General features: G+C 70.2%; 20 protein-coding genes. 5 read left to right on the top strand and 15 right to left on the bottom strand.

Annotated elements, in window-relative coordinates:
• Positions 1-78: 78 nt before the first annotated feature.
• From AB0917_RS11370 to AB0917_RS11355, 4 genes are all read left to right on the top strand, one after another.
• A complete protein-coding gene (locus tag AB0917_RS11370) occupies positions 79-2073 on the top strand; it encodes a CocE/NonD family hydrolase (protein WP_366819261.1) in 1995 nt (664 codons plus the stop codon).
• 247 nt (positions 2074-2320) lie between these two features.
• Positions 2321-3550, top strand: coding sequence for a fumarylacetoacetase (gene fahA, locus AB0917_RS11365; protein WP_366819260.1), 1230 nt, complete (start codon positions 2321-2323; stop codon positions 3548-3550).
• A complete protein-coding gene (locus tag AB0917_RS11360; protein WP_366819259.1) occupies positions 3547-4281 on the top strand; it encodes a GPP34 family phosphoprotein in 735 nt (244 codons plus the stop codon). Before fahA ends, AB0917_RS11360 begins: the two co-directional genes overlap by 4 nt.
• A gap of 141 nt (positions 4282-4422) precedes the next feature.
• Positions 4423-5034: a Uma2 family endonuclease gene (locus AB0917_RS11355; RefSeq protein WP_366819258.1), complete on the top strand. Its 612-nt coding sequence runs from the start codon at positions 4423-4425 to the stop codon at positions 5032-5034.
• Positions 5035-5079: 45 nt separating this feature from the next.
• Here AB0917_RS11355 and recQ read toward each other — a convergent pair whose 3' ends face one another.
• From recQ to AB0917_RS11280, 15 genes are all read right to left on the bottom strand, one after another.
• Positions 5080-7158 carry a DNA helicase RecQ gene (gene recQ / locus AB0917_RS11350; protein WP_366819292.1) on the bottom strand — a complete coding sequence of 693 codons (2079 nt, stop codon included), beginning with the start codon at positions 7156-7158 and terminating at the stop codon, positions 5080-5082.
• Positions 7159-7341: 183 nt separating this feature from the next.
• Positions 7342-9006 (bottom strand): NADH-quinone oxidoreductase subunit NuoN, encoded by a 1665-nt coding sequence (nuoN, locus tag AB0917_RS11345; RefSeq protein WP_366819257.1) that lies wholly within the window; start codon positions 9004-9006, stop codon positions 7342-7344.
• Complete coding sequence (locus tag AB0917_RS11340) at positions 9003-10574, bottom strand: NADH-quinone oxidoreductase subunit M (protein WP_366819256.1); 1572 nt, start codon at positions 10572-10574, stop codon at positions 9003-9005. Before AB0917_RS11340 ends, nuoN begins: the two co-directional genes overlap by 4 nt.
• A gap of 4 nt (positions 10575-10578) precedes the next feature.
• The gene (nuoL, locus tag AB0917_RS11335) at positions 10579-12474 is read right to left on the bottom strand and encodes an NADH-quinone oxidoreductase subunit L (protein WP_366819255.1); all 1896 of its coding nucleotides are present in this window, start codon (positions 12472-12474) and stop codon (positions 10579-10581) included.
• A gap of 13 nt (positions 12475-12487) precedes the next feature.
• Positions 12488-12787, bottom strand: a complete 300-nt coding sequence (nuoK, locus tag AB0917_RS11330) for an NADH-quinone oxidoreductase subunit NuoK (RefSeq protein ID WP_015610624.1) — start codon at positions 12785-12787, stop codon at positions 12488-12490.
• Positions 12784-13650 carry an NADH-quinone oxidoreductase subunit J gene (locus AB0917_RS11325; protein WP_366819254.1) on the bottom strand — a complete coding sequence of 289 codons (867 nt, stop codon included), beginning with the start codon at positions 13648-13650 and terminating at the stop codon, positions 12784-12786. The genes nuoK and AB0917_RS11325 overlap by 4 nt, the downstream gene beginning before the upstream one ends.
• Positions 13647-14327, bottom strand: a complete 681-nt coding sequence (gene nuoI, locus AB0917_RS11320; protein ID WP_366819253.1) for an NADH-quinone oxidoreductase subunit NuoI — start codon at positions 14325-14327, stop codon at positions 13647-13649. Before nuoI ends, AB0917_RS11325 begins: the two co-directional genes overlap by 4 nt.
• Positions 14320-15720: an NADH-quinone oxidoreductase subunit NuoH gene (gene nuoH / locus AB0917_RS11315; RefSeq protein ID WP_366819252.1), complete on the bottom strand. Its 1401-nt coding sequence runs from the start codon at positions 15718-15720 to the stop codon at positions 14320-14322. Before nuoH ends, nuoI begins: the two co-directional genes overlap by 8 nt.
• Positions 15720-18230: an NADH-quinone oxidoreductase subunit G gene (locus AB0917_RS11310; RefSeq protein ID WP_366819251.1), complete on the bottom strand. Its 2511-nt coding sequence runs from the start codon at positions 18228-18230 to the stop codon at positions 15720-15722. The genes nuoH and AB0917_RS11310 overlap by 1 nt, the downstream gene beginning before the upstream one ends.
• Positions 18227-19609 carry an NADH-quinone oxidoreductase subunit NuoF gene (nuoF, locus tag AB0917_RS11305; RefSeq protein WP_366819250.1) on the bottom strand — a complete coding sequence of 461 codons (1383 nt, stop codon included), beginning with the start codon at positions 19607-19609 and terminating at the stop codon, positions 18227-18229. The genes AB0917_RS11310 and nuoF overlap by 4 nt, the downstream gene beginning before the upstream one ends.
• Entirely contained in the window at positions 19606-20430 is an 825-nt protein-coding gene (gene nuoE / locus AB0917_RS11300) for an NADH-quinone oxidoreductase subunit NuoE (RefSeq protein WP_366819291.1), read from the bottom strand. The genes nuoF and nuoE overlap by 4 nt, the downstream gene beginning before the upstream one ends.
• A gap of 26 nt (positions 20431-20456) precedes the next feature.
• Positions 20457-21779, bottom strand: a complete 1323-nt coding sequence (locus AB0917_RS11295) for an NADH-quinone oxidoreductase subunit D (protein ID WP_366819249.1) — start codon at positions 21777-21779, stop codon at positions 20457-20459.
• On the bottom strand, positions 21779-22504 hold the full coding sequence (locus AB0917_RS11290) for an NADH-quinone oxidoreductase subunit C (RefSeq protein WP_366819248.1): 726 nt from the start codon (positions 22502-22504) through the stop codon (positions 21779-21781). Before AB0917_RS11290 ends, AB0917_RS11295 begins: the two co-directional genes overlap by 1 nt.
• Positions 22501-23055, bottom strand: a complete 555-nt coding sequence (locus AB0917_RS11285; RefSeq protein ID WP_363200440.1) for an NADH-quinone oxidoreductase subunit B family protein — start codon at positions 23053-23055, stop codon at positions 22501-22503. The genes AB0917_RS11290 and AB0917_RS11285 overlap by 4 nt, the downstream gene beginning before the upstream one ends.
• Before the next feature lie 17 nt (positions 23056-23072).
• Positions 23073-23432, bottom strand: a complete 360-nt coding sequence (locus AB0917_RS11280) for an NADH-quinone oxidoreductase subunit A (RefSeq protein WP_003967084.1) — start codon at positions 23430-23432, stop codon at positions 23073-23075.
• 851 nt (positions 23433-24283) lie between these two features.
• On the opposite strand from AB0917_RS11280, the gene AB0917_RS11275 reads away from it, so the two are divergent.
• Positions 24284-25162 carry a C40 family peptidase gene (locus AB0917_RS11275; RefSeq protein ID WP_366819247.1) on the top strand — a complete coding sequence of 293 codons (879 nt, stop codon included), beginning with the start codon at positions 24284-24286 and terminating at the stop codon, positions 25160-25162.
• The last annotated feature ends 120 nt before the right edge of the window (positions 25163-25282 follow it).

The following is a 25282-nucleotide window of genomic DNA, read 5'->3' as shown; positions in this document are numbered from 1 at the left end:
CCTCGCCGTAAACAGCCTCCCCATAGAGCGTCGCGACACGTAAAGAAGGCGTCCCCCCGTCCCCCACCGAGGTGGCCCATGAACATCACGACCGAGTTCCCCTACGAGACGACCCGCGAGGACGTGTACATCCCGCTGCCCGGCGGAACCCGGCTCTACGCCCGGATCTGGCGGCCCCTCACCGACGAACCGGTCCCCGCGCTGCTGGAGTACCTGCCCTACCGGCTCGGCGACTGGACGGCACCGCGCGACTGGCAGCGCCACCCCTGGTACGCGGGCCACGGCTACGCCTCCGTGCGGGTCGACGTCCGGGGCCACGGCAACAGCGAGGGGCTGCCGGGCGACGAGTACGACGCGCGGGAACTCACCGACGGGGTCGCCGTCGTCCACTGGCTGGCCCAGCAGGAGTGGTGCTCGGGCCGGGTCGGGATGTTCGGCATCTCCTGGGGCGGCTTCAACTCGCTCCAGATCGCCGCGCTCGCCCCCGAGCCGCTGAAGGCCGTCGTCACCGTCTGCTCGACCGACGACCGCTACGACAACGACGTCCACTACATGGGCGGCTCCGTCCTCGCCGTCGACATGCACGCCTGGGCCGCCACCATGCTCGCCTTCGTCTGCCGCCCGCCGGACCCGGAGCAGGTCGGCGACGGCTGGAAGGAGATGTGGCTGGAGCGGCTGGAGGCGGTCGAGCCGTTCATCCACACCTGGCTGGCCCACCAGAGCCGCGACGACTACTGGAAGCACGGCAGCGTCTGCGAGGACTACGGGGCGGTCAAGGCGCACGTCCTCGCGGTGGGCGGCTGGCACGACCCGTACCGCGACACCGTGCTGCGCCTGGTCGAGCACCTCGATCCGCGGCAGGTGCGCGGGATCATCGGCCCGTGGTCGCACCAGTACCCGGACCGGGGGCTGCCGCCGGGGCCCGCGATCGGCTTCCTCCAGGAGACGCTGCGCTGGTGGGACCAGCACCTGAAGGGCAAGGAGACGGGCGTGATGCGGGAGCCGCTGCTGAGGTCCTGGATCAGCGGCTCGCACCCGCCCGCCACGGTCTACGAGACGCTGCCGGGCCGGTGGGTGGGGGACGCGTCCTGGCCTTCGGAGAACATCTCCCCGGTGGCGTACGCGCTCCGGGGCGGGGAGCGGATCGTCGCCTCGCCGCAGCAGACCGGGCTGGACGCGGGCCGCTTCTTCCCGTTCGGGAACGACGCCGACCTGCCGCCGGACCAGCGCGACGAGGACGCGAAGTCGGTGTCGTTCGAGTTCCCCGTCGAAGATGCGCCGATCGAGATCCTCGGCCGCCCCCGGGTGAAGCTCCGCATCCGGATGGACGTCCCGCGCGGCCAGGCCATCGCCCGGCTCTGCGACGTGGCGCCCGACGGCTCCTCCACCCTGGTCACCCGGGGCGCCCTCAACCTCGCCGCCCGGCACGGCCGCGACCGCACCGACGACTGGACGCCCGGCGAGACGGAGGACGTCGTCCTCGACCTCAACGGCATCGGCCACACCTTCCCGCCCGGCCACCGCATCCGGCTCGCGGTCTCCTCCTCGTACTGGCCCTGGATCTGGCCGCAGGCAGGCTCGGCGGGCTTCACCCTGGACGCGGACGGCAGCCTCGTCGAACTGCCGGTGCGCCGCCGCGCCGAGGACCCCCCGATCACCTTCGGCGAACCGGAACAGTCCGAACCGCTCGGCGTGGTCCACCCGGTCACCCTGGAGGAGCCCCACCCCGAACGCCTCGTCGTCCGCGATGTCGCCAAGGGCGAGTGGCGGCTGGAGGTGGACCCCCGCTACGGCGGTACGCGGGTCTACCCCGACGGCCTCGAATTCACCGAGGACGCCCTGGAGACGTACACGATCCAGCAGGACGACCCGCTCTCCGCCCGCACCCGCAGCGACTGGCGGATCCGGCTGCACCGGCCGGAGATCGCCTGGGACGTGGAGATCGAGACACGCTCCGAGATCGCCGCCGACGCGGACGACTTCATCACCTCGAACGAGGTGATCTGCAAGGACGGCGGCGAGATCGTCTTCCACCGCACCTGGGAGAAGCGCATCCCGCGCACGGCGGGCTGAGCACGCACGGCGGGCTGAGCACGCACCGTGGGCTGAGCACGCACCGTGGGCTGAGCACGCACCGTGGGCTGAGCGATCGGTATGCCGTGCGCGGGCCGTGTTTCCTCCCCGGGCCCCCGGATTTCCCGGGGACCCTTCGAACTTTCCGGGCAATACGCGCAGTTGGGGATAGTCGGGGCACTGCCGTGGGGTAGGACCTCCGACGTAACGTGTCCCCCACACGACCTGGAAAGCGAGGCAGCAACACATGTCCGAGCAGAGCAGCCCGCTCGACCTGCCCGAGGGCGACCCCTTCGGCCCGCACAACCTTCCCTACGGTGTGTTCTCCACCCCCGACCACCCCGAGGACCGCCGGGTCGGCGTCCGCATCGGCGACCACGTCCTGGACGCCGGCGCCGCCGCCCACGCGCTCGGCTCCCCCTACGCCGGGCTGCTGGCCCAGCCGAGCCTGACGCCGCTGCTCGCGGCGGGCCGCACCACCTGGCGGGACGTGCGCCGCGCGCTCACCGCCTGGCTCACCGTCCCGGGCCACCGCGCGGACATCGAGCCGCTGCTGCACCCCGTCGACGCGGTGACCCTGCACCTGCCGTACGAGGTCGCCGACTACGTCGACTTCTACGCCAGCGAGCACCACGCCACCAACGTCGGGCGGATCTTCCGGCCGGACGGCGACGCGCTCACCCCCAACTGGAAGCACCTGCCGATCGGTTACCACGGACGCTCCGGCACCGTCGTGGTCTCGGGGACGGACGTGGTGCGCCCCAGCGGCCAGCGCAAGGCGCCCACCGACCCGGCGCCCGTCTTCGGGCCCTCGGTGAAGCTGGACATCGAGGCCGAGGTCGGCTTCCTCGTCGGCGTCCCCTCCGCCCACGGCACCCCGGTCCCGCTCGCCGACTTCCGCGAGCACGTCTTCGGGCTCAGCCTCCTCAACGACTGGTCGGCGCGCGACCTCCAGGCCTGGGAGTACGTGCCGCTGGGCCCGTTCCTCGGCAAGTCCTTCGCCACCTCCGTATCGGCGTGGGTCACCCCGCTGGAGGCCCTGGACGCGGCCCGCACGGCCCCCCCGGCCCGGGACGTCCCCCTGCTCCCCTACCTCGACGACGCGAACGAGGAGGAGCACGGCGGCTTCGACATCCGGATCACCGTCGAGATCAACGGCCAGGTCGTCGCCGAGCCGCCGTTCGCCTCGATGTACTGGACGGCCGCCCAGCAGCTCGCCCACATGACGGTCAACGGCGCGTCGCTGCGCACCGGGGACCTCTACGGCTCCGGCACGGTCAGCGGCCCCGAGCCCGCCCAGCGCGGCTCCCTCCTGGAGCTGACCTGGAACGGCCGCGACGCGCTGGAACTGCCCGAGGGCAAGCGGACGTTCCTGGAGGACGGCGACACGGTCACGCTGACGGCCTGGGCCCCCGGCCCGCACGGCACCCGCGTGGGCCTCGGCGATGTGACCGGCAGGATCGTCACGACCCCATGACGTACGACGCCTCCCCCATGCCCCGGACGGCCGGAAGCCCCGCCGCCCCCGTGCTGACGCTGCCCGAGGAGCTGCTCCTGCTCGCCCTGGACCCGAAGCGGGGCAAGCCGTCGTGCGAGGCGGACTCCCTGGCGTACGGGACGGCCGGGGCCGCCCTCGCGGAGCTGGAGCTCCAGGGGCGGATACGGGAGGAGCGCGGCCGGGTCCAGGTGGTCGACCCGCTGGACCCGGCCGACCCGCGCCTCGCCGCCCTGCTGCGGACCCTGGACGCGCCGGCCAAGGGCCGCCGCTCCGGGATCCGCGCCAGGCGCTGGGTGAACGACCACGACCGGCACGTCCAGGAGATGTACCTGGACTCCCTGGTCGAGCGCTCCTTCCTGTCCCGGGAGACCCGCCGCTTCCTCGGCTTGTTCCCCCACCACCGCCACTTCCCGGGCGTGCCGGACCTCGCGCCGGGCGTCCGCGAACGGTTCGAGGCGGCCGAGGCGGCGGGCTACCCCGACCGCCGCGACCGGGTGCTGGCCGCCCTGGTCTCGGCCATCGGCCTCGCCGGGGAGCTGACCCGCAACGGCCGCTCGGGCCGGACCGCGATGAAGGTCCTGCGCCGCACCGAGTGGACCGCCGTGGCCGTCCGCCACAACGTCAAGCAGAACGCGTCCGGCGGCGGCGGGGGCGACGACTGGAGCGACGGCGGAGGCGGGGGCAGCAGCTGCGGCGGGGGCGGGGACTGAGGGGACGGCCGAGGGGACTACGGCTTACGCGGCGGCTCCGGTCAGCGGTGCGTGAGGCGTTCACGCGTTCGGGGGAGCCTCATCCGGTTCTCGGCGGATACGCTGGTCAGGTCCGCGAGACTCCTCCCCATGGGAGCACTGATGAGCGTCGAACCCGAGGCCCCCGAGCCGCGGTGGGCGGTTCCGCCCGTGGGCGGCTGGACCGCCGATGACCTGGACACACTCCCGAATCTACCTCCGCATACGGAGCTGATCGACGGGAGCCTGGTTTTCGTGAGTCCGCAGAGTTTCTTCCACTCGTGGGCGGTTGATTTCTTCACCTGGCACCTGCGGTCACTCGCGCCCCCGGAGCTTCAGGTCGTGCGTGAGTGCACCATCGACATCGACAGCTACAACCGACCGGAACCCGACGTGGCTGTCTTCGACAGTCAGGTGGCCCCGAAGCCTGGCCAGACCCGCTACCCAGCCGAGTCGGTGCGGCTAGCCATTGAGGTCGTCTCGCCGGAGTCCCGCTCTCGCGATCGGGAGACCAAGCCGGTCAAGTATGCCCGGGTCAAGATCCCTCACTACTGGCGCGTGGAGAACAACGACGGCCGTGCGGTCGTGTACGTTTTCGAGCTGGAGCCCGCCACCGGCACATACACCTCCACCGGGATCTTCCACGACCGGATGAAGGTGTCGGTGCCGTTCCCTGTGGACCTGGACCTCACCGCGATCGACCCGACCACCCCCGGGGCGGCGGACCCCCAGTAGGTCCCGCCGCCCTCCAGCCCTCACCGCCCGGTACCGGTACGCCACTCACTCGTACTCGGGCGGTTCCTCGTCCCAGGCGAACTCAGGGTCGCTGTCCTGCGGGGCGGCCGGGGCAGCGGGGGCAGCGGGGGTCTTCGTACGGGCCGGGGTCGCCGCCGCACGGGGCGCGGGAGCCTGGGCCGCCGGGGACGGGGGCGGGGTCGAGGGGGCCGCCGGGGCCGGGGACGCCCCGGGGGGCGTCTGCGCCAGGACCTCCAGCACGCCCTCCCCGTACGTCGCGAGCTTCTTCTCGCCCAGGCCGCTGATGGAGCCCAGCTCCGCGAGCGACGACGGGTGCAGGGTCGCGATCTCCCGCAGCGTCGCGTCGTGGAAGATCACGTACGCCGGGACGCCCTGCTCCTTGGCCGTCGCGCCGCGCCAGGCGCGCAGCGCCTCGAAGACCGGGACCGCCGACTCCGGGAGGTCGGCCACGGCCGCCTTGCCCTTGGCGCCCCTGCCGCCGCCGGCCGAGGACGACGAGCGGGTCGTGGGCTTCTTCGGCTCCTTGCGGAGCAGGACCTCCCGCTCCCGGCCGAGCACCGTGGCGCTCTCGTCGGTGAGGACCAGCGTGCCGTACTCCCCCTCCACCGCGAGCAGGCCCTGCGCCAGCAGCTGCCGGGCGACCCCGCGCCACTCCGCCTCGGCCAGCTCCTCGCCGATGCCGAAGACGGAGAGCTGGTCGTGGTCGAACTGGATGACCTTGGCGGTCTTGCGGCCCAGCAGGATGTCGATGATCTGGCCCGCGCCGAACTTCTGGTTCCGCTCGCGCTTGAGGCGGACCACCGTGGAGAGCAGCTTCTGCGAGACGACCGTGCCGTCCCAGGTCTCCGGCGGGGTCAGGCAGGTGTCGCAGTTGCCGCAGTTCGCGGCCGTGGGCTCCTGGCCGAAGTAGGTGAGCAGCTGGGCCCGGCGGCACTGGACCGTCTCGCAGAGCGCCAGCATCGAGTCCAGATGGGCGGCGGCCCGGCGGCGGTGGGCCTCGTCGCCCTCGCCGCCCTGGATGAGCTTGCGCTGCTGGACGACGTCCTGGAGTCCGTACACCATCCAGGCCGTCGACGGCTCCCCGTCCCGGCCCGCGCGGCCGGTCTCCTGGTAGTACCCCTCGACGGACTTCGGGAGGTCGAGGTGGGCGACGAAGCGGACGTCCGGCTTGTCGATGCCCATGCCGAAGGCGATGGTCGCGACGACGACGAGCCCCTCCTCGCGGAGGAAGCGCGCCTGGTGGGCGGCGCGCGTCGAGGCGTCGAGCCCCGCGTGGTATGGCACGGCGTCGACGCCGTTGCGGGTCAGATACTCCGCGATCTTCTCGGTGGACGCGCGCGAGAGGCAGTAGACGATGCCCGCGTCCCCGGCGTGCTCCTCCTTGAGGAAGGTGAGGAGCTGCTTCTTCGGGTCGGCCTTCGGGACGATCCGGTACTGGATGTTGGGCCGGTCGAAGCTGGCGACGAAGTGCTTGGCCTCCGGCATGCCGAGGCGGCGGGTGATCTCCTCGTGCGTGGCGCCCGTGGCGGTCGCCGTCAGCGCGATGCGCGGGACGTCGGGCCAGCGCTCGCCGAGCACCGACAGGGCCAGGTAGTCGGGGCGGAAGTCGTGGCCCCACTGGGCGACGCAGTGCGCCTCGTCGATCGCGAAGACGGAGATCTCGCCCCGGGCCAGCAGCGAGAGCGTGGAGTCCAGCCGCAGCCGCTCCGGCGCCAGGTAGAGCAGGTCCAGCTCGCCCGCGAGGAACTGCGCCTCCATCGAGCGGCGCTCGTCGAAGTCCTGCGTGGAGTTCATGAAGCCGGCCCGCACGCCGAGCGCGCGCAGGGCGTCGACCTGGTCCTGCATGAGGGCGATCAGCGGGGAGACGACGACGCCGGTGCCGCGCCTGACCAGGGACGGGATCTGGTAGCAGAGGGACTTTCCGCCGCCGGTCGGCATGAGCACGACGGCGTCGCCGCCGGACACCACATGCTCGATGACCGCGCCCTGCTCGCCGCGGAACGCGTCGTATCCGAAGACCCGGTGCAGCGTCCGCCGCGCCTCGGTCTCGGAACCGTTGTCGGTGTCGGTCCCGTTGCCGGTCACCGTCCCGGTCACATCCATGGTCACGCTTTCCAATGCTCTGTCCCCCGAGGTCCGCGGCTGTCCGGTCCGTAACCCCGCCGTCCGCGCCGTGCGGCCCTTGTCCGTCCGTTCTCCGTCCCCGACCACGATAGGCGCCTCCTACGACAACGCCGGACGGTCTGTGGATAAAGACCGTCCGGCGCTGTTCGAGAAGCGTTCCGCCTACCGCACGAAGACCCCCGCCTGGCCCGCGAGGTCCAGGAAATACTGCGGGGCCAGGCCCAGCACCAGCGTGACCGCCACACCGACCCCGATCGTCGTCATGGTCAGCGGGGACGGGACGGCGACCGTGGGGCCGTCCGCCTTCGGCTCGCTGAAGAACATCAGGACGATCACACGGATGTAGAAGAAGGCGGCGATGGCGGAGGAGATCACACCGACGACGACCAGCGCGCCCGCGCCGCTCTCCGCCGCCGCCTTGAAGACGGCGAACTTGCCGGCGAAGCCCGAGGTGAGCGGGATTCCGGCGAAGGCCAGCAGGAACACCGCGAAGACCGCCGCGGTCAGCGGCGAGCGGCGGCCGAGCCCGGCCCACTTCGACAGGTGCGTGGCCTCGCCGCCCGCGTCCCGTACCAGCGTGACGACGGCGAACGCGCCGACCGTCACGAAGGAGTACGCGCCCAGGTAGAAGAGGACCGAGGAGACCCCCTCCGGACTGGTCGCGATGACGCCCGCGAGGATGAAGCCCGCGTGCGCGATCGAGGAGTAGGCCAGCAGCCGCTTGATGTCGGTCTGGGTGATCGCGACGACCGCCCCGCCCAGCATCGTGATGATGGCCACCGCCCACAGCACCGGCCGCAGGTCCCAGGTGAGCCCGGGGAGCACCACGTACAGCAGGCGCAGCAGCGCACCGAAGGCGGCGACCTTGGTGGCGGCGGCCATGAAGCCGGTCACCGGGGTCGGGGCGCCCTGGTAGACGTCCGGGGTCCACATGTGGAACGGGACGGCACCGACCTTGAAGAGCAGGCCGGTCAGGATCATCGCGCCGCCGATGAGCAGCAGCGCGTCGTTGCCCATGGTGCCGGCGAGGGCCGGGTCGACCTCCAGGACCGAGCCGTCGACGACGTTGGCGATGGTGGCGTACGAGAGGGAGCCCGAGTAGCCGTAGAGGAGGGCGATCCCGAAGAGCAGGAACGCCGAGGAGAACGCGCCGAGCAGGAAGTACTTCACGGCCGCCTCCTGCGACATCAGCCGCTTGCGGCGGGCGACGGCGCACAGGAGGTAGAGCGGGAGCGAGAAGACTTCCAGCGCGATGAAGAGGGTCAGCAGGTCGTTGGCGGCGGGGAAGACGAGCATGCCCGCCACCGAGAAGAGGACCAGCGGGAAGACCTCGGTGGTGGTGAAGCCCGCGCGGACGGCGGCCTTCTCGCTCTCGCTGCCGGGGACCGTGCCGGCCTGGGCGGCGAAGGAGTCGATCCGGTTGCCGTGGGCGGTGGGGTCGAGCCGCCGTTCGGCGAAGGTGAAGACCGCCACCACGGCGACCAGGAGAATGGTCCCCTGGAGGAACAGGGTGGGGCCGTCGATCGCGATGGCGCCCATGGCCGCGATCCCGGCCTTCGTGGTGCCGTACCCGCCGGCCGCGAGGGAGACGACGGCGGCGAACGCGGCGGCCAGCGCCACCACGGTCAGCAGGAGCTGGGTGTGGTAGCGGGCCTTGCGCGGTACGAAGGCCTCCGCCAGGACGCCCAGGACGGCGGCGCCCACGATGATCAGGACGGGTGCCAGCTGGGCGTACTCGATCGTGGGCGCCGTGAAGCGGTCCCCCGGAGCTGCGGATGTCACCCCGCTCGCCGTCGTCCACAGGCTGTGGACAGCTGTTGCGCTCACTTGGCGGCCTCCACCTCGGGCTGGGGGTCCTTCTTCTGTACGTCGGACATGGTGTGCTTGACCGCCGGGTTGACGACCTCGGTGAGCGGCTTCGGGAAGACGCCCAGGAAGAGCAGGAGAGCGATCAGCGGTACGGCGACCACCAGCTCACGCGCCTTGAGGTCGGGCATGGTCCGCACCGACTCGTTGACCGGACCGGTCATCGTCCGCTGGTAGAGGACCAGGACGTAGATCGCAGCGAGCACGATGCCGGAGGTGGCGATGATCCCGGCCACCGGATAGGCGCTGAACGTGCCGACCAGCACCAGGAACTCGCTGACGAACGGGGCGAGCCCCGGCAGCGACAGGGTCGCCAGACCGCCGATGAGGAAGGTGCCCGCCAGGACGGGTGCGACCTTCTGCACCCCGCCGTAGTCCGCGATGAGCCGCGAGCCGCGCCGGGTGATGAGGAATCCGGCGACCAGCAGCAGCGCGGCGGTGGAGATGCCGTGGTTGACCATGTAGAGCGTGGCGCCCGACTGGCCCTGGCTGGTCATCGCGAAGATGCCCAGGATGATGAAGCCGAAGTGCGAGATCGAGGCGTAGGCGATGAGCCGCTTGATGTCGCGCTGGCCGACCGCGAGCAGCGCTCCGTAGACGATGGAGACGAGCGCCAGGGTGATGACGACCGGGGTCGCCCACTTGCTGGCCTCCGGGAAGAGCCCGAGGCAGAAGCGGAGCATCGCGAAGGTGCCGACCTTGTCGACGATCGCGGTGATGAGCACGGCGACCGGTGCGGTCGCCTCGCCCATCGCGTTGGGCAGCCAGGTGTGCAGCGGCCAGAGCGGGGCCTTGATCGCGAAGGCGAAGAAGAACCCGAGGAAGAGCCACCGCTCGGTGCCGGTCGCCATCTCCAGGGTGCCGTTGGCGCGGGCCTCGGCGATCTCGGAGAGCGAGAAGCTGCCCGCGACCACGTAGAGCCCGATGACGGCGGCGAGCATGATCAGGCCGCCGGCCAGGTTGTAGAGCAGGAACTTGACCGCCGCGTACGAACGTTGCTTCGCGGCGTTCTCGTCGCTGCCCGCGTGGGCCCGGTCGCCGAAGCCGCCGATGAGGAAGTACATCGGGATGAGCATGGCTTCGAACAGGATGTAGAAGAGGAAGACGTCGGTCGCGAGGAACGACAGGATCACCATGGCCTCGACCATGAGGATCAGGGCGAAGAAGCCCTGCGTCGGACGCCAGCGCGAGGACTTCGTCTCCAGGGGGTCGGCGTCGTGCCAGCCGGCCACGATGACGAACGGGATCAGCAGCGCGGTGAGCCCGAGGAGGGCCACCCCGATGCCGTCCACACCGAGTTCGTACCGGACGCCGAAGTCGGCGATCCAGGACCGGGACTCGGTCAGCTGGTAGCGGTCGCCGCCCGGTTCGAAGCGGGCGAAGACGACGCCCGCCAGGACGAGCGTGCCCAGCGAGAAGAACAGCGCGACCCACTTGGCCACGGTGCGCTGTGCGGCGGGGACGGCGGCGGTGGCGATGGCTCCGATGGCCGGGAGCGCCGCCGTCGCGGTCAGGAGGGGAAAGGACATGTGATCAGACCGCCCTCATCAGCAGGGTCGCGGCGATGACGACCGCCGCACCGCCGAACATCGAGACCGCGTAGGAGCGGGCGTAGCCGTTCTGCAGCTTGCGCAGCCGGCCGGAGAGCCCGCCGACCGATGCGGCCGTGCCGTTGACGACGCCGTCGACCAGGGAGTGGTCGACGTAGACCAGCGAGCGGGTGAGGTGCTCGCCGCCACGGACCAGGACCACGTGGTTGAAGTCGTCCTGGAGCAGGTCGCGGCGGGCCGCCCGGGTGAGCAGCGAGCCGCGCGGGGTGAGCACCGGAACCGGCTTGCGCCCGTACATCCCCCAGGCGATCCCGACGCCGACGACCAGGGCCACCACGGTGGCCGCGGTGACGGTGGCGGCGCTCAGCGGGGAGTGCCCGTGGTCGTAACCGGTGATCGGCTCCAGCCAGTTGACGAAGCGGTCACCGATGGAGAAGAAGCCACCGGCGAAGACCGATCCGACGGCCAGCACGATCATCGGGATCGTCATGGACTTCGGGGACTCGTGCGGGTGCGGCTCGTTCCCCTTGGCGTCGGGCTGCCAGCGCTTCTCGCCGAAGAACGTCATCAGCATCACGCGCGTCATGTAGAAGGCGGTGATCGCGGCGCCCAGCAGGGCCACGGAGCCGAGGATCCAGCCCTCGGTGCCGCCCTTGGCGAAGGCCGCCTCGATGATCTTGTCCTTGGAGAAGAAGCCGGACAGGCCCGGGAAGCCGATGATCGCCAGATAGCCGAGGCCGAAGGTGATGAAGGTGACCGGCATGTACTTCCGCAGGCCGCCGTACTTGCGCATGTCGACCTCGTCGTTCATGCCGTGCATCACCGAACCGGCCCCCAGGAAGAGCCCGGCCTTGAAGAAGCCGTGCGTCACCAGGTGCATGATCGCGAAGATGTAGCCGATCGGGCCGAGGCCCGCGGCGAGGATCATGTAGCCGATCTGCGACATCGTGGAGCCGGCGAGCGCCTTCTTGATGTCGTCCTTGGCGCAACCGACGATCGCACCGAAGATCAGCGTGACCGCACCGACGATGACGACGACCAGCTGGGCGTCGGGGGCACCGTTGAAGATGGCGCCGGAGCGGACGATCAGATAGACACCGGCGGTGACCATGGTCGCGGCGTGGATGAGGGCGGAGACCGGGGTCGGGCCCTCCATCGCGTCGCCGAGCCAGGACTGCAACGGCACCTGGGCCGACTTGCCGCAGGCGGCCAGCAGCAGCATCAGGCCGATGGCCGTCAGCTTGCCCTGGCCGGTCTCACCGGTCGCCTCCAGCACCGGCCCGAAGGCGAAGGTGCCGAAGGTGGTGAACATCAGCATGATGGCGATCGAGAGCCCCACGTCACCGACGCGGTTGACCAGGAACGCCTTCTTCGCGGCGGTGGCCGCGCTGGGCTTGTGCTGCCAGAAGCCGATGAGCAGGTACGACGCCAGACCGACGCCCTCCCACCCGACGTACAGCAGCAGGTAGTTGTCGGCGATGACCAGGATCAGCATCGCCGCGAGGAACAGGTTGAGATAGCCGAAGAAGCGGCGCCTGCGCTCGTCGTGCTCCATGTAGCCGATGGAGTAGATGTGGATGAGCGTTCCCACACCGGTGATGAGCAGGACGAACGTCATCGACAGCTGGTCGAGCTGGAAGGCGATGTCGGCCTGGAAGCCCTCCACCGGAATCCAGCTGAACAGGTGCTGGTGCAGGGCCCGGTCCTCGGCGCCCTTCCCCAGCATGTCGGTGAAGAGGACGACGGCGACGACGAACGAGGCGGCGGCGAGCACGGTGCCGAGCCAGTGCCCGGCCCGGTCCAGTCGGCGGCCGCCGCAGAGCAGGACCGCAGCTCCGAGCAGGGGCGCTGCGACGAGCAGCGCGATCAGGTTCTCCACGATTCCGGTCCCCTTACAGCTTCATCAGGCTGGCGTCGTCGACCGAGGCCGAGTGGCGGGAGCGGAACAACGACACGATGATCGCGAGCCCGACGACGACTTCCGCGGCGGCGACGACCATCGTGAAGAACGCGACGATCTGCCCGTCGAGGTTTCCGTGCATCCGGGAGAAGGTGACGAGCGCCAGGTTGCACGCGTTGAGCATCAGCTCGATGCACATGAACAGCACGATCACGTTCCGCCGGATCAGCACCCCGGAGGCACCGATCGCGAACAGCAGGGCCGCGAGATAGAGATAGTTGACCGGGTTCACTTGTCGGCCTCCGAGTTCTCCGCCGCGGACGCGGGATTGGCCCCACGGGCCACGGCGTCCGCGTCCTCACGTCCGAGCCGCTCCCCGGAGCGCTGCTCCAGCGCCTTGAGATCGGCGAGGGCCTCCTGCGAGACATCACGGATCTGGCCCCGCTCGCGCAGCGTCTTCATGACGGTGAGCTCGGACGGGGTGCCGTCGGGCAGCAGACCGGCGATGTCCACCGCGTTGTGCCGGGCGTAGACACCGGGGGCGGGCAGCGGCGGGAGGTGCTTGCCGCGCACGCGCTCCTGGGCCATCTCCCGCTGCGTCTTGGCCCGTTCGGTGCGCTCGCGGTGCGTGAGCACCATCGCCCCGACGGTCGCGGTGATCAGCAGGGCGCCGGTGATCTCGAAGGCGAAGACGTACTTGGTGAAGATGAGGTTGGCGAGCCCCTCCACGTTGCCGCCGTGCAGGGCGTTGGCGGCGCCCAGCCCGTTGAAGGTGGACAGCGACGCGTTGCCGATGCCCCCGATCAGCAGGATGCCGAAGCCGAGGCCGCAGGCGACGGCCAGCCAGCGCTGCCCCTTGAGGGTCTCCTTGAGGGAGTCCGCCGCGGTGACGCCGACGAGCATGACGACGAAGAGGAAGAGCATCATGATCGCGCCTGTGTAGACGATGATCTGGACGATGCCGAGGAAATAGGCGCCGTTGGCGAGATAGAAGACGGCCAGGACGACCATGGTCCCGGCGAGTGCCAGGGCGCTGTGCACGGACTTCTTCAGCAGGATCGTGGAGAAGGCGCCGATCACGGCGACGGTCCCCAGGATCCAGAACTGGACGGCCTCACCGGTCGAGGTGGTGGTGGCCGCGGCGATCACGTTCATGCGCCGGCCCCCTTGCCCCGCTGTGCGCCGGCGGACCCCGCGGGCTCGTCCGGCTCGGGCTCGCCCTTGGAGACGGCCGGCTGGACCACCGTGCCGGGGGCGGCCTCGGTGACCAGGCCCCGGTAGTAGTCCTGCTCGTCCATGCCGGGGAAGATCGCGTGCGGGCTGTCGACCATGCCTTCCTCCAGCCCCGCGAGCAGCTCGTCCTTGGTGTAGATGAGGCTCTCGCGGGTGGTGTTGGCGAGCTCGAACTCGTTGGTCATCGTCAGCGCCCGGGTGGGGCAGGCCTCGATGCACAGTCCGCAGAGGATGCAGCGCGCGTAGTTGATCTGGTAGACGCGGCCGTAGCGCTCGCCCGGGGAGTAGCGCTCCTCCTCGGTGTTGTCCGCGCCCTCCACGTAGATGGCGTCCGCCGGACACGCCCAGGCGCACAGCTCGCAGCCGACGCACTTCTCCAGACCGTCCGGGTGGCGGTTGAGCTGGTGGCGGCCGTGGAAGCGGGGCGCCGTCACCTTCGGCGTCTCCGGGTACTGCTCGGTCAGCCGCTTCTTGAACATGGCCTTGAAGGTCACGCCGAAGCCGGCCACGGGGTTCTGGAACTTCTCCCCCGCCGATCCCGATTCCCCCGAGGACCCAGCGGATCCCGATGAGCCCGTGAGCTCTGGTTTCTCAGACACCGCCGGCCTCCTTTCCGTCACTCGCGTTTCCGTCACTCTGAGTATCGGGCCCACCACTGACAACGAGCTCCCGCTCCCGTCGTGGTACGCGCCTGGGCACGGGCGGCAGGCTCTGTCCGGGCAGTGGTGGCACCGGGAACCCGCCCGCCATCGGGTCGAAGGCGGGCTCCGGCCCGGCCTCGGCCTCCTGGGCCCTGACCCTGCGGTCGCGGAACATGTCGACGACCAGGGAGATCAGCAGGATGGCGAGGACCGCCCCGCCGACGTACAGCACGATCCGGGAGAAGTCGTACCCCTCGTTGCGCAGCGCGCGGACGGTGGCGACAAGCATCAGCCAGCCCACCGAGACCGGGATCAGGACCTTCCAGCCGAGCTTCATCAGCTGGTCGTAGCGGACGCGTGGCAGGGTGCCGCGCAGCCAGATGAAGAAGAAGATCAGCAGCTGGAGCTTGAGGAAGAACCAGAGCATCGGCCACCAGCCGTGGTTCGCCCCCTCCCAGAACGCGGAGATCGGGTACGGGGCCCGCCAGCCGCCGAGGAACAGCGTCACCGCGATCATCGACACGGTCACCATGTGGATGTACTCGGCGAGCATGAACATCGCGAACTTGATGGAGCTGTACTCGGTGTTGAAGCCGCCGACCAGGTCGCCCTCGGACTCCGGCATGTCGAACGGGGCCCGGCTGGCCTCACCGACCATCGTCACCATGTAGATGAGGAAGGACATCGGCAGCAGGATGATGTACCACCGGTCCGCCTGCGACTCCACGATGGTGGAGGTCGACATCGACCCGGAGTAGAGGAAGACCGAGGCGAACGCGGCGCCCATGGCGATCTCGTAGCTGATCATCTGGGCGCACGAGCGGATCCCGCCGAGCAGCGGGTACGTCGAGCCCGAGGACCAGCCGCCGAGGACGAAGCCGTACACCCCGACCGCGCCGACGGCGAGGATGTAGAGCGCGGCGATCGGCAGGTCGGTGAGCTGCATCGTCGTACGGGTGCCGAAGATCGACACCTCGTTGCCCGCGGGGCCGAAGGGGATGACCGCGACCGCCATGAAGGCGGGGATCGCCGCGAGGATCGGTGCGAGGACGTAGACCGCCTTGTCCGCGCGTTTGACGATGACGTCTTCCTTCAGCATCAGTTTGACGCCGTCGGCGAGCGACTGGAGCAGGCCCCAGGGGCCGTGCCGGTTGGGGCCGATCCGCAGCTGCATCCAGGCGACGACCTTGCGCTCCCACACGATGGAGAAGAGCACGATCAGCATCAGGAACGCGAAGCAGAAGACCGCCTTGACCAGCACCAGCCACCAGGGGTCGGTGCCGAACATCGAGAGATCCTCGGCGGCGAGGACGGCACGCCCGGGTGCCGTGGTGAGTGCGGTGAGGCCCATCACGCTCGTACCTCCGATGGTTCGACGGGTCCACCCGGTGCGGCGGCGGGGCCGATCCGTACCAGGCCGCCGGGGTTCGCACCGGTGTCGGCGGGGATGCCGCGTCCCACCGAGTTCAGCGGCACCCAGACCACGCGGTCCGGCATGTCGGTGACCTGGAGGGGGAGTTCGACGGTGCCGGTGGGGCCGGTGACGGCGAGCAGGTCGCCGTCCTTGACGCCGGTCTCGGCCGCCGTGGTGGCCGAGAGCCGGGCGAGCGCCGCGTGCCGGGTTCCGGCGAGGGCTGTGTCGCCCTCCTGGAGCCGGCCGAGGTCGAGCAGCAGCCGGTGGCCCGCGAGGACCGCCTCGCCGTCGCCGGGGCGGGGCAGCGGCCGCGCCGACTCGCGCGGGTCGTCCGCGTGGCCGCCCTCCCAGCCGCCGAGCCGGTCCAGCTCGCGGCGGGCGGAGGGCAGGTCCGGCAGCGCGAAGTGCACGTCCATGGCGTCGGCCAGCATGTGCAGCACCCGGGAGTCGACCGGCGCGAGCGTCCGGGGCATCTGCTCCGGCTTCAGCGCCGCCTGGAACATCCGGACCCGGCCCTCCCAGTTGAGGAAGGTGCCGGACTTCTCCGCGACGGCGGCGACCGGGAAGACCACGTCGGCGCGGGCGGTGACCTCGCTCGGCCGCAGCTCCAGCGAGACCAGGAAGCCGACCTCGTCCAGGGCCTCGATCGCGCGCGCCGGGTCGGGCAGGTCCTCGATGCCGACGCCGGCGACGAGGAGCGCGCCCAGTTCGCCGGTGGCCGCGGCCTCGATGATCTGGCCGGTGTCGCGGCCGTGGCGGGTGGGCAGTTCGGCGACGCGCCAGACGGCGGCCACCTCGTCCCGGGCCCGCGGGTCGGTGGCCGGGCGTCCGCCGGGCAGCAGGGTGGGGAGCGCGCCCGTCTCCACCGCGCCCCGGTCGCCCGCCCGGCGCGGGATCCACACCAGGCGTGCGCCGGTGGCGGTGGCGGTGCGGATGGCGGCGGACAGTGCGCCGGGGACCGCCGCGAGCCGCTCCCCGACGATGATCAGGGAGTGCTCCCCGCGGAGCGCCTCGGCGGCGGCGGCCCCGTCGGCCTCCAGGCCGACCCCGCCCGCGAGCGCGTCCAGCCACTCGGTCTCGGTGCCGGGGGCGGCGGGCAGCAGCGTGCCGCCCGCCTTCTCCAGGCCGCGCGTGGCGTGCGAGGCGAGGGCGAAGGTCTTCTGGCCGCTCTTGCGGTGGGCCTTGCGGAGCCTGAGGAAGACGCCGGGGGCCTCCTCCTCGGACTCGAACCCGACGAGCAGGACCGCGGGGGCCTTCTCCAGCGCGGTGTACGTGACCCCCTCGCCGTCCAGGTCCCGGCCGCGTCCGGCGACGCGGGCGGCCAGGAAGTCGGCCTCCTCGGCGCTGTGGACCCGGGCGCGGAAGTCGATGTCGTTGGTGCCGAGGGCGACCCGGGCGAACTTGCTGTACGCGTAGGAGTCCTCGACGGTCAGCCGGCCGCCGGTCAGGACACCGGCCCGGCCGCGGGCGGCGAGGAGACCGGCCGCCGCGACCTCCAGCGCCTCGGGCCAGCTCGCCGGCTCCAGGACGCCGTCGGCGTTGCGGACCAGCGGGGTGGTGAGCCGGTCGCGCTGCTGGGCGTAGCGGAAGCCGAACCTCCCCTTGTCGCAGATCCACTCCTCGTTGACCTCGGGCTCGTTGGCCGCGAGGCGCCGCATGACCTTGCCGCGCCGGTGGTCGGTGCGCATCCCGCAGCCGCCGGAGCACTGCTCGCACACCGAGGGGGTGGAGACCAGGTCGAAGGGGCGGGAGCGGAAGCGGTACGCCGCCGAGGTCAGCGCGCCGACCGGGCAGATCTGGATGGTGTTGCCGGAGAAGTACGACTCGAAGGGGTCGCCCTGGCCGGTGCCGACCTGCTGGAGGGCGCCGCGCTCGATCAGCTCGATCATCGGGTCGCCCGCCACCTGGTTGGAGAACCGGGTGCAGCGCGCGCACAGCACGCACCGCTCGCGGTCCAGCAGCACCTGGGTGGAGATCGGGACGGGCTTCTCGAAGGTCCGCTTCTTGCCCTCGAAGCGGGAGTCGGCGCCGCCGTGCGACATCGCCTGGTTCTGGAGCGGGCACTCGCCGCCCTTGTCGCAGACCGGGCAGTCCAGCGGGTGGTTGATCAGCAGCAGCTCCATCACGCCCTTCTGCGCCTTCTCGGCGACAGGAGAGGTGATCTGCGACTTGACGACCATGCCGTCGGTGCAGGTGATGGTGCAGGAGGCCATCGGCTTGCGCTGGCCCTCGACCTCGACGATGCACTGGCGGCAGGCGCCGGCCGGGTCGAGGAGCGGGTGGTCGCAGAAGCGCGGGATCTCGATGCCGAGGAGTTCGGCGGCCCGGATGACCAGGGTCCCCTTGGGGACGCTGATCTCGATGCCGTCGATGGTCAGCGTGACCAGGTCCTCGGGCGGGATGGCCGCCTCGCCGCCCCCGGAGGGCGCACTCGTGGTGACTGTCATGCTTTCACCCCCCGGTGAGCGTTCTTGCCGTCGGCGTCTCTGTCGTCGGCCCAGGCCGTGGATTTCGCGGGATCGAAGGGGCAGCCCTTGCCCGTGATGTGCTGTTCGTACTCCTCGCGGAAATACTTGAGCGAGGAGAAGATCGGTGAGGCGGCGCCGTCGCCGAGCGCGCAGAACGACTTGCCGTTGATGTTGTCGGCGATGTCGTTCAGCTTGTCCAGGTCGGCCATCTCGCCCTTGCCCGCCTCGATGTCGCGGAGCAACTGGACCAGCCAGTACGTCCCTTCGCGGCAGGGCGTGCACTTGCCGCAGGACTCGTGGGCGTAGAACTCGGTCCAGCGGGTGACGGCCCGCACGACGCAGGTCGTCTCGTCGAAGCACTGGAGCGCCTTGGTGCCGAGCATGGACCCGGCGGCGCCGACGCCCTCGTAGTCGAGCGGGACGTCCAGGTGCTCGTCGGTGAACATCGGGGTGGAGGAGCCGCCCGGGGTCCAGAACTTGAGGCGGTGACCGGCTCGGATGCCGCCGCTCATGTCGAGCAGCTGGCGCAGCGTGATGCCGAGCGGGGCCTCGTACTGGCCGGGGCTGGTGACATGGCCGCTGAGCGAGTAGAGCGTGAAGCCCGGGGACTTCTCGCTGCCCATCGACTTGAACCAGTCCTTGCCCTTGTTCAGGATCGAGGGAACCGAGGCGATGGACTCGACGTTGTTCACCACAGTGGGGCAGGCGTACAGACCGGCGACCGCGGGGAAGGGGGGTCGCAGCCGGGGCTGTCCACGCCGTCCTTCGAGAGAGTCGAGCAGCGCGGTTTCCTCACCACAGATGTACGCGCCGGCGCCCGCGTGCACCGTGAGTTCCAGATCGAGCCCTGAGCCCAGGATGTTCGTCCCCAGATAACCCGCCTCGTACGCCTCTCGTACGGCCTCGTGCAACCGTCGCAGCACGGGGACGACCTCACCGCGCAAGTAGATGAACGCGTGCGACGAACGGATCGCGTAACAGGCGATCACGATGCCCTCGATGAGGCTGTGCGGGTTGGCGAAGAGGAGCGGGATGTCCTTGCAGGTCCCCGGCTCCGACTCGTCGGCGTTGACAACCAGATAGTGCGGTTTTCCGTCGCCCTGCGGAATGAACTGCCACTTCATCCCGGTGGGGAAGCCGGCGCCGCCGCGTCCGCGCAGACCGGAGTCCTTGACGTACGCGATGAGGTCGTCGGGGTCCATGGCGAGCGCCTTGCGCAGCCCCTCGTACCCCTCGTGACGGCGGTAGGTCTCCAGGGTCCAGGACTCGGGCTGGTCCCAGAAGGAGGAGAGGACGGGGGCGAGCAGCTTCTCGGGGCTCGTCCCGTTGTGGTCGATCTCGGCGGCCAAGGTCATCACTCCCCCTCCTCGGCTACGGGTCCGGCCGGGTGCTCCGGATCGGAGGCCGAGGTCTGCTGCGGTGCGTCGTGCGAGCTGAGGTGCTCGGAGGGCGAAGGGTCGTGCGGCTGCGCGCCCTTGGGCTGCCCGTCGCGCGGGGCGACGACCCGGGCCTTCGGCAGGGCCTCGCCCTTGGCGAGCCGGAGTCCGACGAGGGAGGCGGGGCCCGCGCCACCGGTGGCCTCGACGGCGCCGGGGCGCTCGTCGGGGAAGCCGGCCAGGATGCGGGCGGTCTCCTTGTAGGAGCAGAGCGGGGCGCCGCGGGTGGGCTCGACGGTCCGCCCGGCGATCAGGTCGTCGACGAGCTGCCTGGCGCTCTCGGGCGTCTGGTTGTCGAAGAACTCCCAGTTCACCATCACGACGGGTGCGAAGTCGCAGGCCGCGTTGCACTCGATGTGTTCGAGCGTGACCTTGCCGTCGTCGGTCGTCTCGTTGTTGCCGACGCCGAGGTGCTCCTTGAGCGTGTCGAAGATGGCGTCGCCGCCCATGACCGCGCACAGGGTGTTGGTGCAGACCCCGACCTGGTAGTCCCCGCTCGGCCTGCGCCGGTACATGGAGTAGAAGGTCGCCACGGCCGTGACCTCGGCGGTGGTGAGGTCGAGGGTCTCGGCACAGAAGGCCATCCCCGTACGGGAGACGTACCCCTCCTCGGACTGTACGAGGTGGAGCAGCGGCAGCAGTGCGGAGCGGCTTCCCGGGTAGCGGGCGATCACCTCCTTCGCGTCCGCGTCGAGCCGGGCGCGCACGTCGGCCGGGTAGGCGGGGGCGGGGAGCTGCGGCATCCCCAGACTGACCTCTTGGTTTGCGGTCACCGGTCGACGCCTCCCATCACGGGGTCGATGGACGCGACGGCGACGATCACGTCGGCGACCTGGCCGCCCTCGCACATCGCCGCCATGGCTTGCAGATTGGTGAAGGACGGGTCGCGGAAGTGGACCCGGTAGGGGCGGGTGCCGCCGTCGGAGACGACATGCGCGCCGAGTTCGCCCTTGGGCGACTCGACGGCGGTGTACGCCTGCCCGACCGGGACCCGGAAGCCTTCGGTCACCAGCTTGAAGTGGTGGATCAGGGCCTCCATGGAGGTGCCCATGATGTTCCTGATGTGGTCGAGCGAGTTGCCGAGGCCGTCCGCGCCGAGGGCGAGCTGGGCGGGCCAGGCGATCTTCTTGTCCGCGACCATGACCGGGCCCGGCTCCAGCCGTTCCAGGCACTGTTCGATGATCCGGAGCGACTCGCGCATCTCGTCCATGCGGATCAGGAAGCGTCCGTAGGAGTCGCAGGTGTCGGCGGTCGGCACCTCGAAGTCGTAGGTGTCGTAGCCGCAGTAGGGGTCGCTCTTGCGCAGGTCGTGCGGGAGTCCGGCGGAGCGCAGCACCGGTCCGGTGACGCCGAGCGCCATGCAGCCGGTGAGGTCGAGGTGGCCGACGTCCTTCATGCGGGCCTTGAAGATGGGGTTGCCGGTGGCGAGCTTGTCGTACTCCGGCAGGTTCTTCTTCATGGTCTTGATGAACTCGCGCAGCGCGTCGACCGCGCCCGGGGGCAGGTCCTGGGCGAGGCCGCCGGGGCGGACGAACGCGTGGTTCATCCGGAGTCCGGTGATCAGCTCGAAGAGGTCGAGAACCAGTTCACGATCGCGCAGACCGTAGATCATGATCGTGGTCGCGCCCAGCTCCATACCGCCGGTGGCGATGCAGACCATGTGCGAGGAGATCCGGTTGAGCTCCATCAGGAGCACGCGCAGGATCGTGGCGCGGTCGGGGATCTGGTCCTCGATGCCGAGGAGCTTCTCCACGCCCAGGCAGTACGCCGTCTCGTTGAAGAACGGCGTCAGGTAGTCCATCCGCGTGACGAACGTGGTGCCCTGGGTCCAGTTGCGGAATTCGAGGTTCTTCTCGATGCCGGTGTGGAGGTAGCCGATGCCGCAGCGGGCCTCGGTGACGGTCTCGCCGTCGATCTCCAGGATCAGCCGCAGCACGCCGTGCGTGGACGGGTGCTGGGGGCCCATGTTGACGATGATGCGTTCGTCGTCGGACTTGGCGGCCGATTCGACGACCTCGTCCCAGTCGCCGCCGGTGACTGTGTATACGGTCCCCTCGGTCGTGGCACGGGGTGTTGCACGGGGAGTGGTCATCAGGAGTACGACCTCCGCTGGTCCGGAGCCGGGATCTGGGCGCCCTTGTACTCGACGGCGATGCCGCCGAGCGGGTAGTCCTTGCGCTGCGGGAAGCCCTGCCAGTCGTCCGGCATCATGATCCGGGTCAGGGCCGGGTGCCCGTCGAAGATGAGCCCGAAGAAGTCGTATGCCTCGCGCTCGTGCCAGTCGTTGGTCGGGTAGACCTCGACGAGGGACGGGATGTGCGGGTCGCTGTCCGGGGCGGAGACCTCCAGCCGGATGATCCGGCCGTGGGTGAGGGACCGCAGGTGGTAGACGGCGTGCAGTTCGCGGCCCTTGTCCCCGAGGAAGTGGACGCCGCTGACGCCCGTACAGAGCTCGAAGCGCAGGGCGGGGTCGTCGCGCAGGGTGCGGGCGACCTGGACCAGGTGCTCCCGGGCGATGTGGAAGGTGAGCTCGTCGCGGTCGACGACGGTGCGCTCGATGGCGTTCTCGGGGAGCAGGTCCTGCTCCTCCAGGGCCCCTTCGAGCTCGTCGGCCACCTCGTCGAACCAGCCCCCGTACGGACGGGAGGAGGCTCCCGGCAGGGTGATGGTGCGGACGAGGCCGCCGTAACCGGAGGTGTCGCCGCCGTTGTTGGCGCCGAACATGCCCTTGCGTACGCGGATGACCTCGCCGCCGGTGTCGCGCGGGGCGGGTACGGCGTTGCCGTTCTGCTCGTCGCCGTGGTTGTTCTCGGTCACCGCAGGAGCCCCTTCATCTCGATCAGGGGCAGTGCCTTGAGAGCCGCGTCCTCCGCCTCGCGGGCGGCCTCCTCCGCGTTGACCCCGAGCTTGCCGTCCTGGATCTTCTGGTGGAGCTTCAAGATGGCGTCCAGCAGCATCTCGGGGCGCGGCGGGCATCCCGGCAAATAGATGTCGACCGGGACAATGTGGTCAACACCCTGAACAATGGCGTAATTGTTGAACATCCCGCCCGATGATGCGCAAACCCCCATGGAGATGACCCACTTGGGGTTCGGCATCTGGTCGTAGACCTGCCGCAGGACGGGCGCCATCTTCTGGCTGACCCGCCCGGCGACGATCATCAGGTCCGCCTGGCGCGGCGATCCGCGGAAGACCTCCATCCCGAACCGGGCCAGGTCGTAGCGGCCCGCGCCGGTCGTCATCATTTCGATGGCGCAGCAGGCGAGGCCGAACGTGGCCGGGAAGACGGAGGACTTCCGCACCCAGCCGGCGGCCTGTTCGACCGTGGTCAGCACAAAGCCGCTGGGCAGCTTCTCTTCGAGTCCCATGTGTGCTCCTCAGCCCCTCAGTCCCATTCCAGGCCGCCGCGACGCCAGACATACGCATAGGCGACGAAGACGGTGAGCACGAAGAGCAGCATCTCCACGAGCCCGAAGATCCCCAGGGCGTCGAAGGAGACCGCCCAGGGATAGAGGAAGACGATCTCGATGTCGAAGACGATGAAAAGCATCGCCGTCAGGTAGTACTTGATGGGGAAGCGGCCGCCTCCGGCCGGTGTCGGCGTGGGTTCGATACCGCACTCGTACGCTTCGAGCTTTGCCCGGTTGTACCGCTTGGGGCCGATAAGCGTGGCCATGACCACGGAGAAGATCGCAAACCCTGCCCCGAGGGCGCCGAGCACGAGGATGGGCGCGTAGGCATTCACGCTCCTCGCTCCTTCCAGTCGTCCTTGACCGTTGGACCGCATCGGGCGACCGGCTCGCCACCTCACCAAGATCGTGCACATGTGAGGCAGTTCACAAGCCCGACTGCACCGCATCCTATGCCCGCCACCCTGTGATCTGCGACACGGGGTACGACAACGTCTTTGTGATCTCCACCACCTGACGAACGATCATGAAGTCGCATGAGCGGTGATCTTCATACGCGAAGCGGCGAAGTGATCACGAGACGTGACATTCACCGGTGTCACCGCTGGTCAAAGGCGTGCGGCGCTATCAATAGACGGCCACTACAAGCAAATTGGCGGTGGATGGCGACGGGGTGATAAGGACACCGGTCACGGCCCGCCCCTCGCCCGGACGAGGGGCGGCGGGGACCGAAGAGGACATGTGCACGCATTCACGAACTTCCGGATCGCCCGCCTCCGGACGCCCGCGTGGACCGTTCCCGGCGAACCGTTCCCATGGAGCGGCACGGACCCTCCCCGGGGGATGACGCGGACCCTCCCCGACGAGCGGCACGGGCCCGACAGGGGACGTCGGTCGCGTGCGTGAGGGTTGCCTGCCTCCGGATACCCGCGCTGTGACCTGCGCCACCCGCGCCGCCGCGTCGGGAAACCGGGCTTGGCCACCTGCGCGAACGGATGGTAGGCGGCGGGCAATTCGGGCGTATTGCCGAAAGGTAGAGATCACGGCCCTGATCACCCCTGCCCGTTTTGCCCGTTACGGCGTCAATAAGGGCGGACAGAAAGCGGATTCACAGATTCCGAACGTAACTGTGTCGCAACACACGTTTCTTGATGGGACCCCTACAGCCCTGATAGCGCTAGTACCCATGTCCCACACCGCTCACATACCCAGCCACCGGAAGCCCCGCCAGCGCGCCTCGAAGTCGGCGCTGCGAGCCGGAGTTGCCGGTGGCGTCCTCAGCACCATCGCGGTCGCGGGGGCCGCCGGTCCGGCCCAGGCCGAGCCGGTGACCCAGACGATCGAGATGCCCACCATCACCGCCGGGCTCTCCACCGCCGTCGCCGCCTCCGCACAGGCCACGCAGCAGGTCGCCTTCGACCTGGAGGCGGAGGCCCGCGAGGACGCCGCAGCGGAGAGCGCTGCGAAGAAGGCCAAGAAGGCGAAGGCCGAGGCCGTCCGCAAGGCCGAGGCCAAGAAGAAGGCCGAGGCCGCCGCCAAGGCCAAGGCCGAGGCGGAAGCCCAGGAGCGCGCCGAGCGCGCCTCCCGTACCGCCGAGCGCACGACGCTCAGCGCCCCCTCCGGCTCCACGGCCTCCTCCTCGGGCAACTCGGCCCCGGCTTCCGCCCCCTCCGCCGCTCCGTCCGCCCCGTCCTCCTCGTCGAACGCCACGGGCTCCGCCGCCGCCATCGTCGCGTTCGCCCAGGCCCAGGTCGGCGACGCGTACGTGGCCGGCGGCACCGGCCCCAACGCGTGGGACTGCTCCGGCCTGGTCCAGGCCGCGTACCGCTCGGTCGGCATCGACCTCCCGCGCGTCTCGCAGGCCCAGTCGACCGCCGGCACCCAGGTCTCCCTGGACGCCCTCCAGCCCGGCGACATCCTGTACTGGGGTGGCGCGGGCAGCGCGTACCACGTCGCGATCTACGTGGGCGGCGGCCAGTTCGTCGGCGCGCAGAACTCCAGCACCGGTACGGTGCAGCGCTCCATGGACTACGACCGGCCCTCCGGCGCGGTCCGCGTTCTCTGATTCACAAGCGGTTCACCGGCGGCCCGGCAGGGCACGCCCGCCGCGCACGCGTGCCCGAGGGCCGCCCCTCCCCCCCGCCGGGGGGGGGGGCCGCCGGGGCGCCCCCGCCCGGAGCGGAGA

Source organism: Streptomyces sp. NPDC007346 (genome assembly GCF_040703535.1).
In the GTDB taxonomy this organism is placed as follows: domain Bacteria; phylum Actinomycetota; class Actinomycetes; order Streptomycetales; family Streptomycetaceae; genus Streptomyces.
This window is presented reverse-complemented; position numbering and strand designations above follow the sequence as displayed.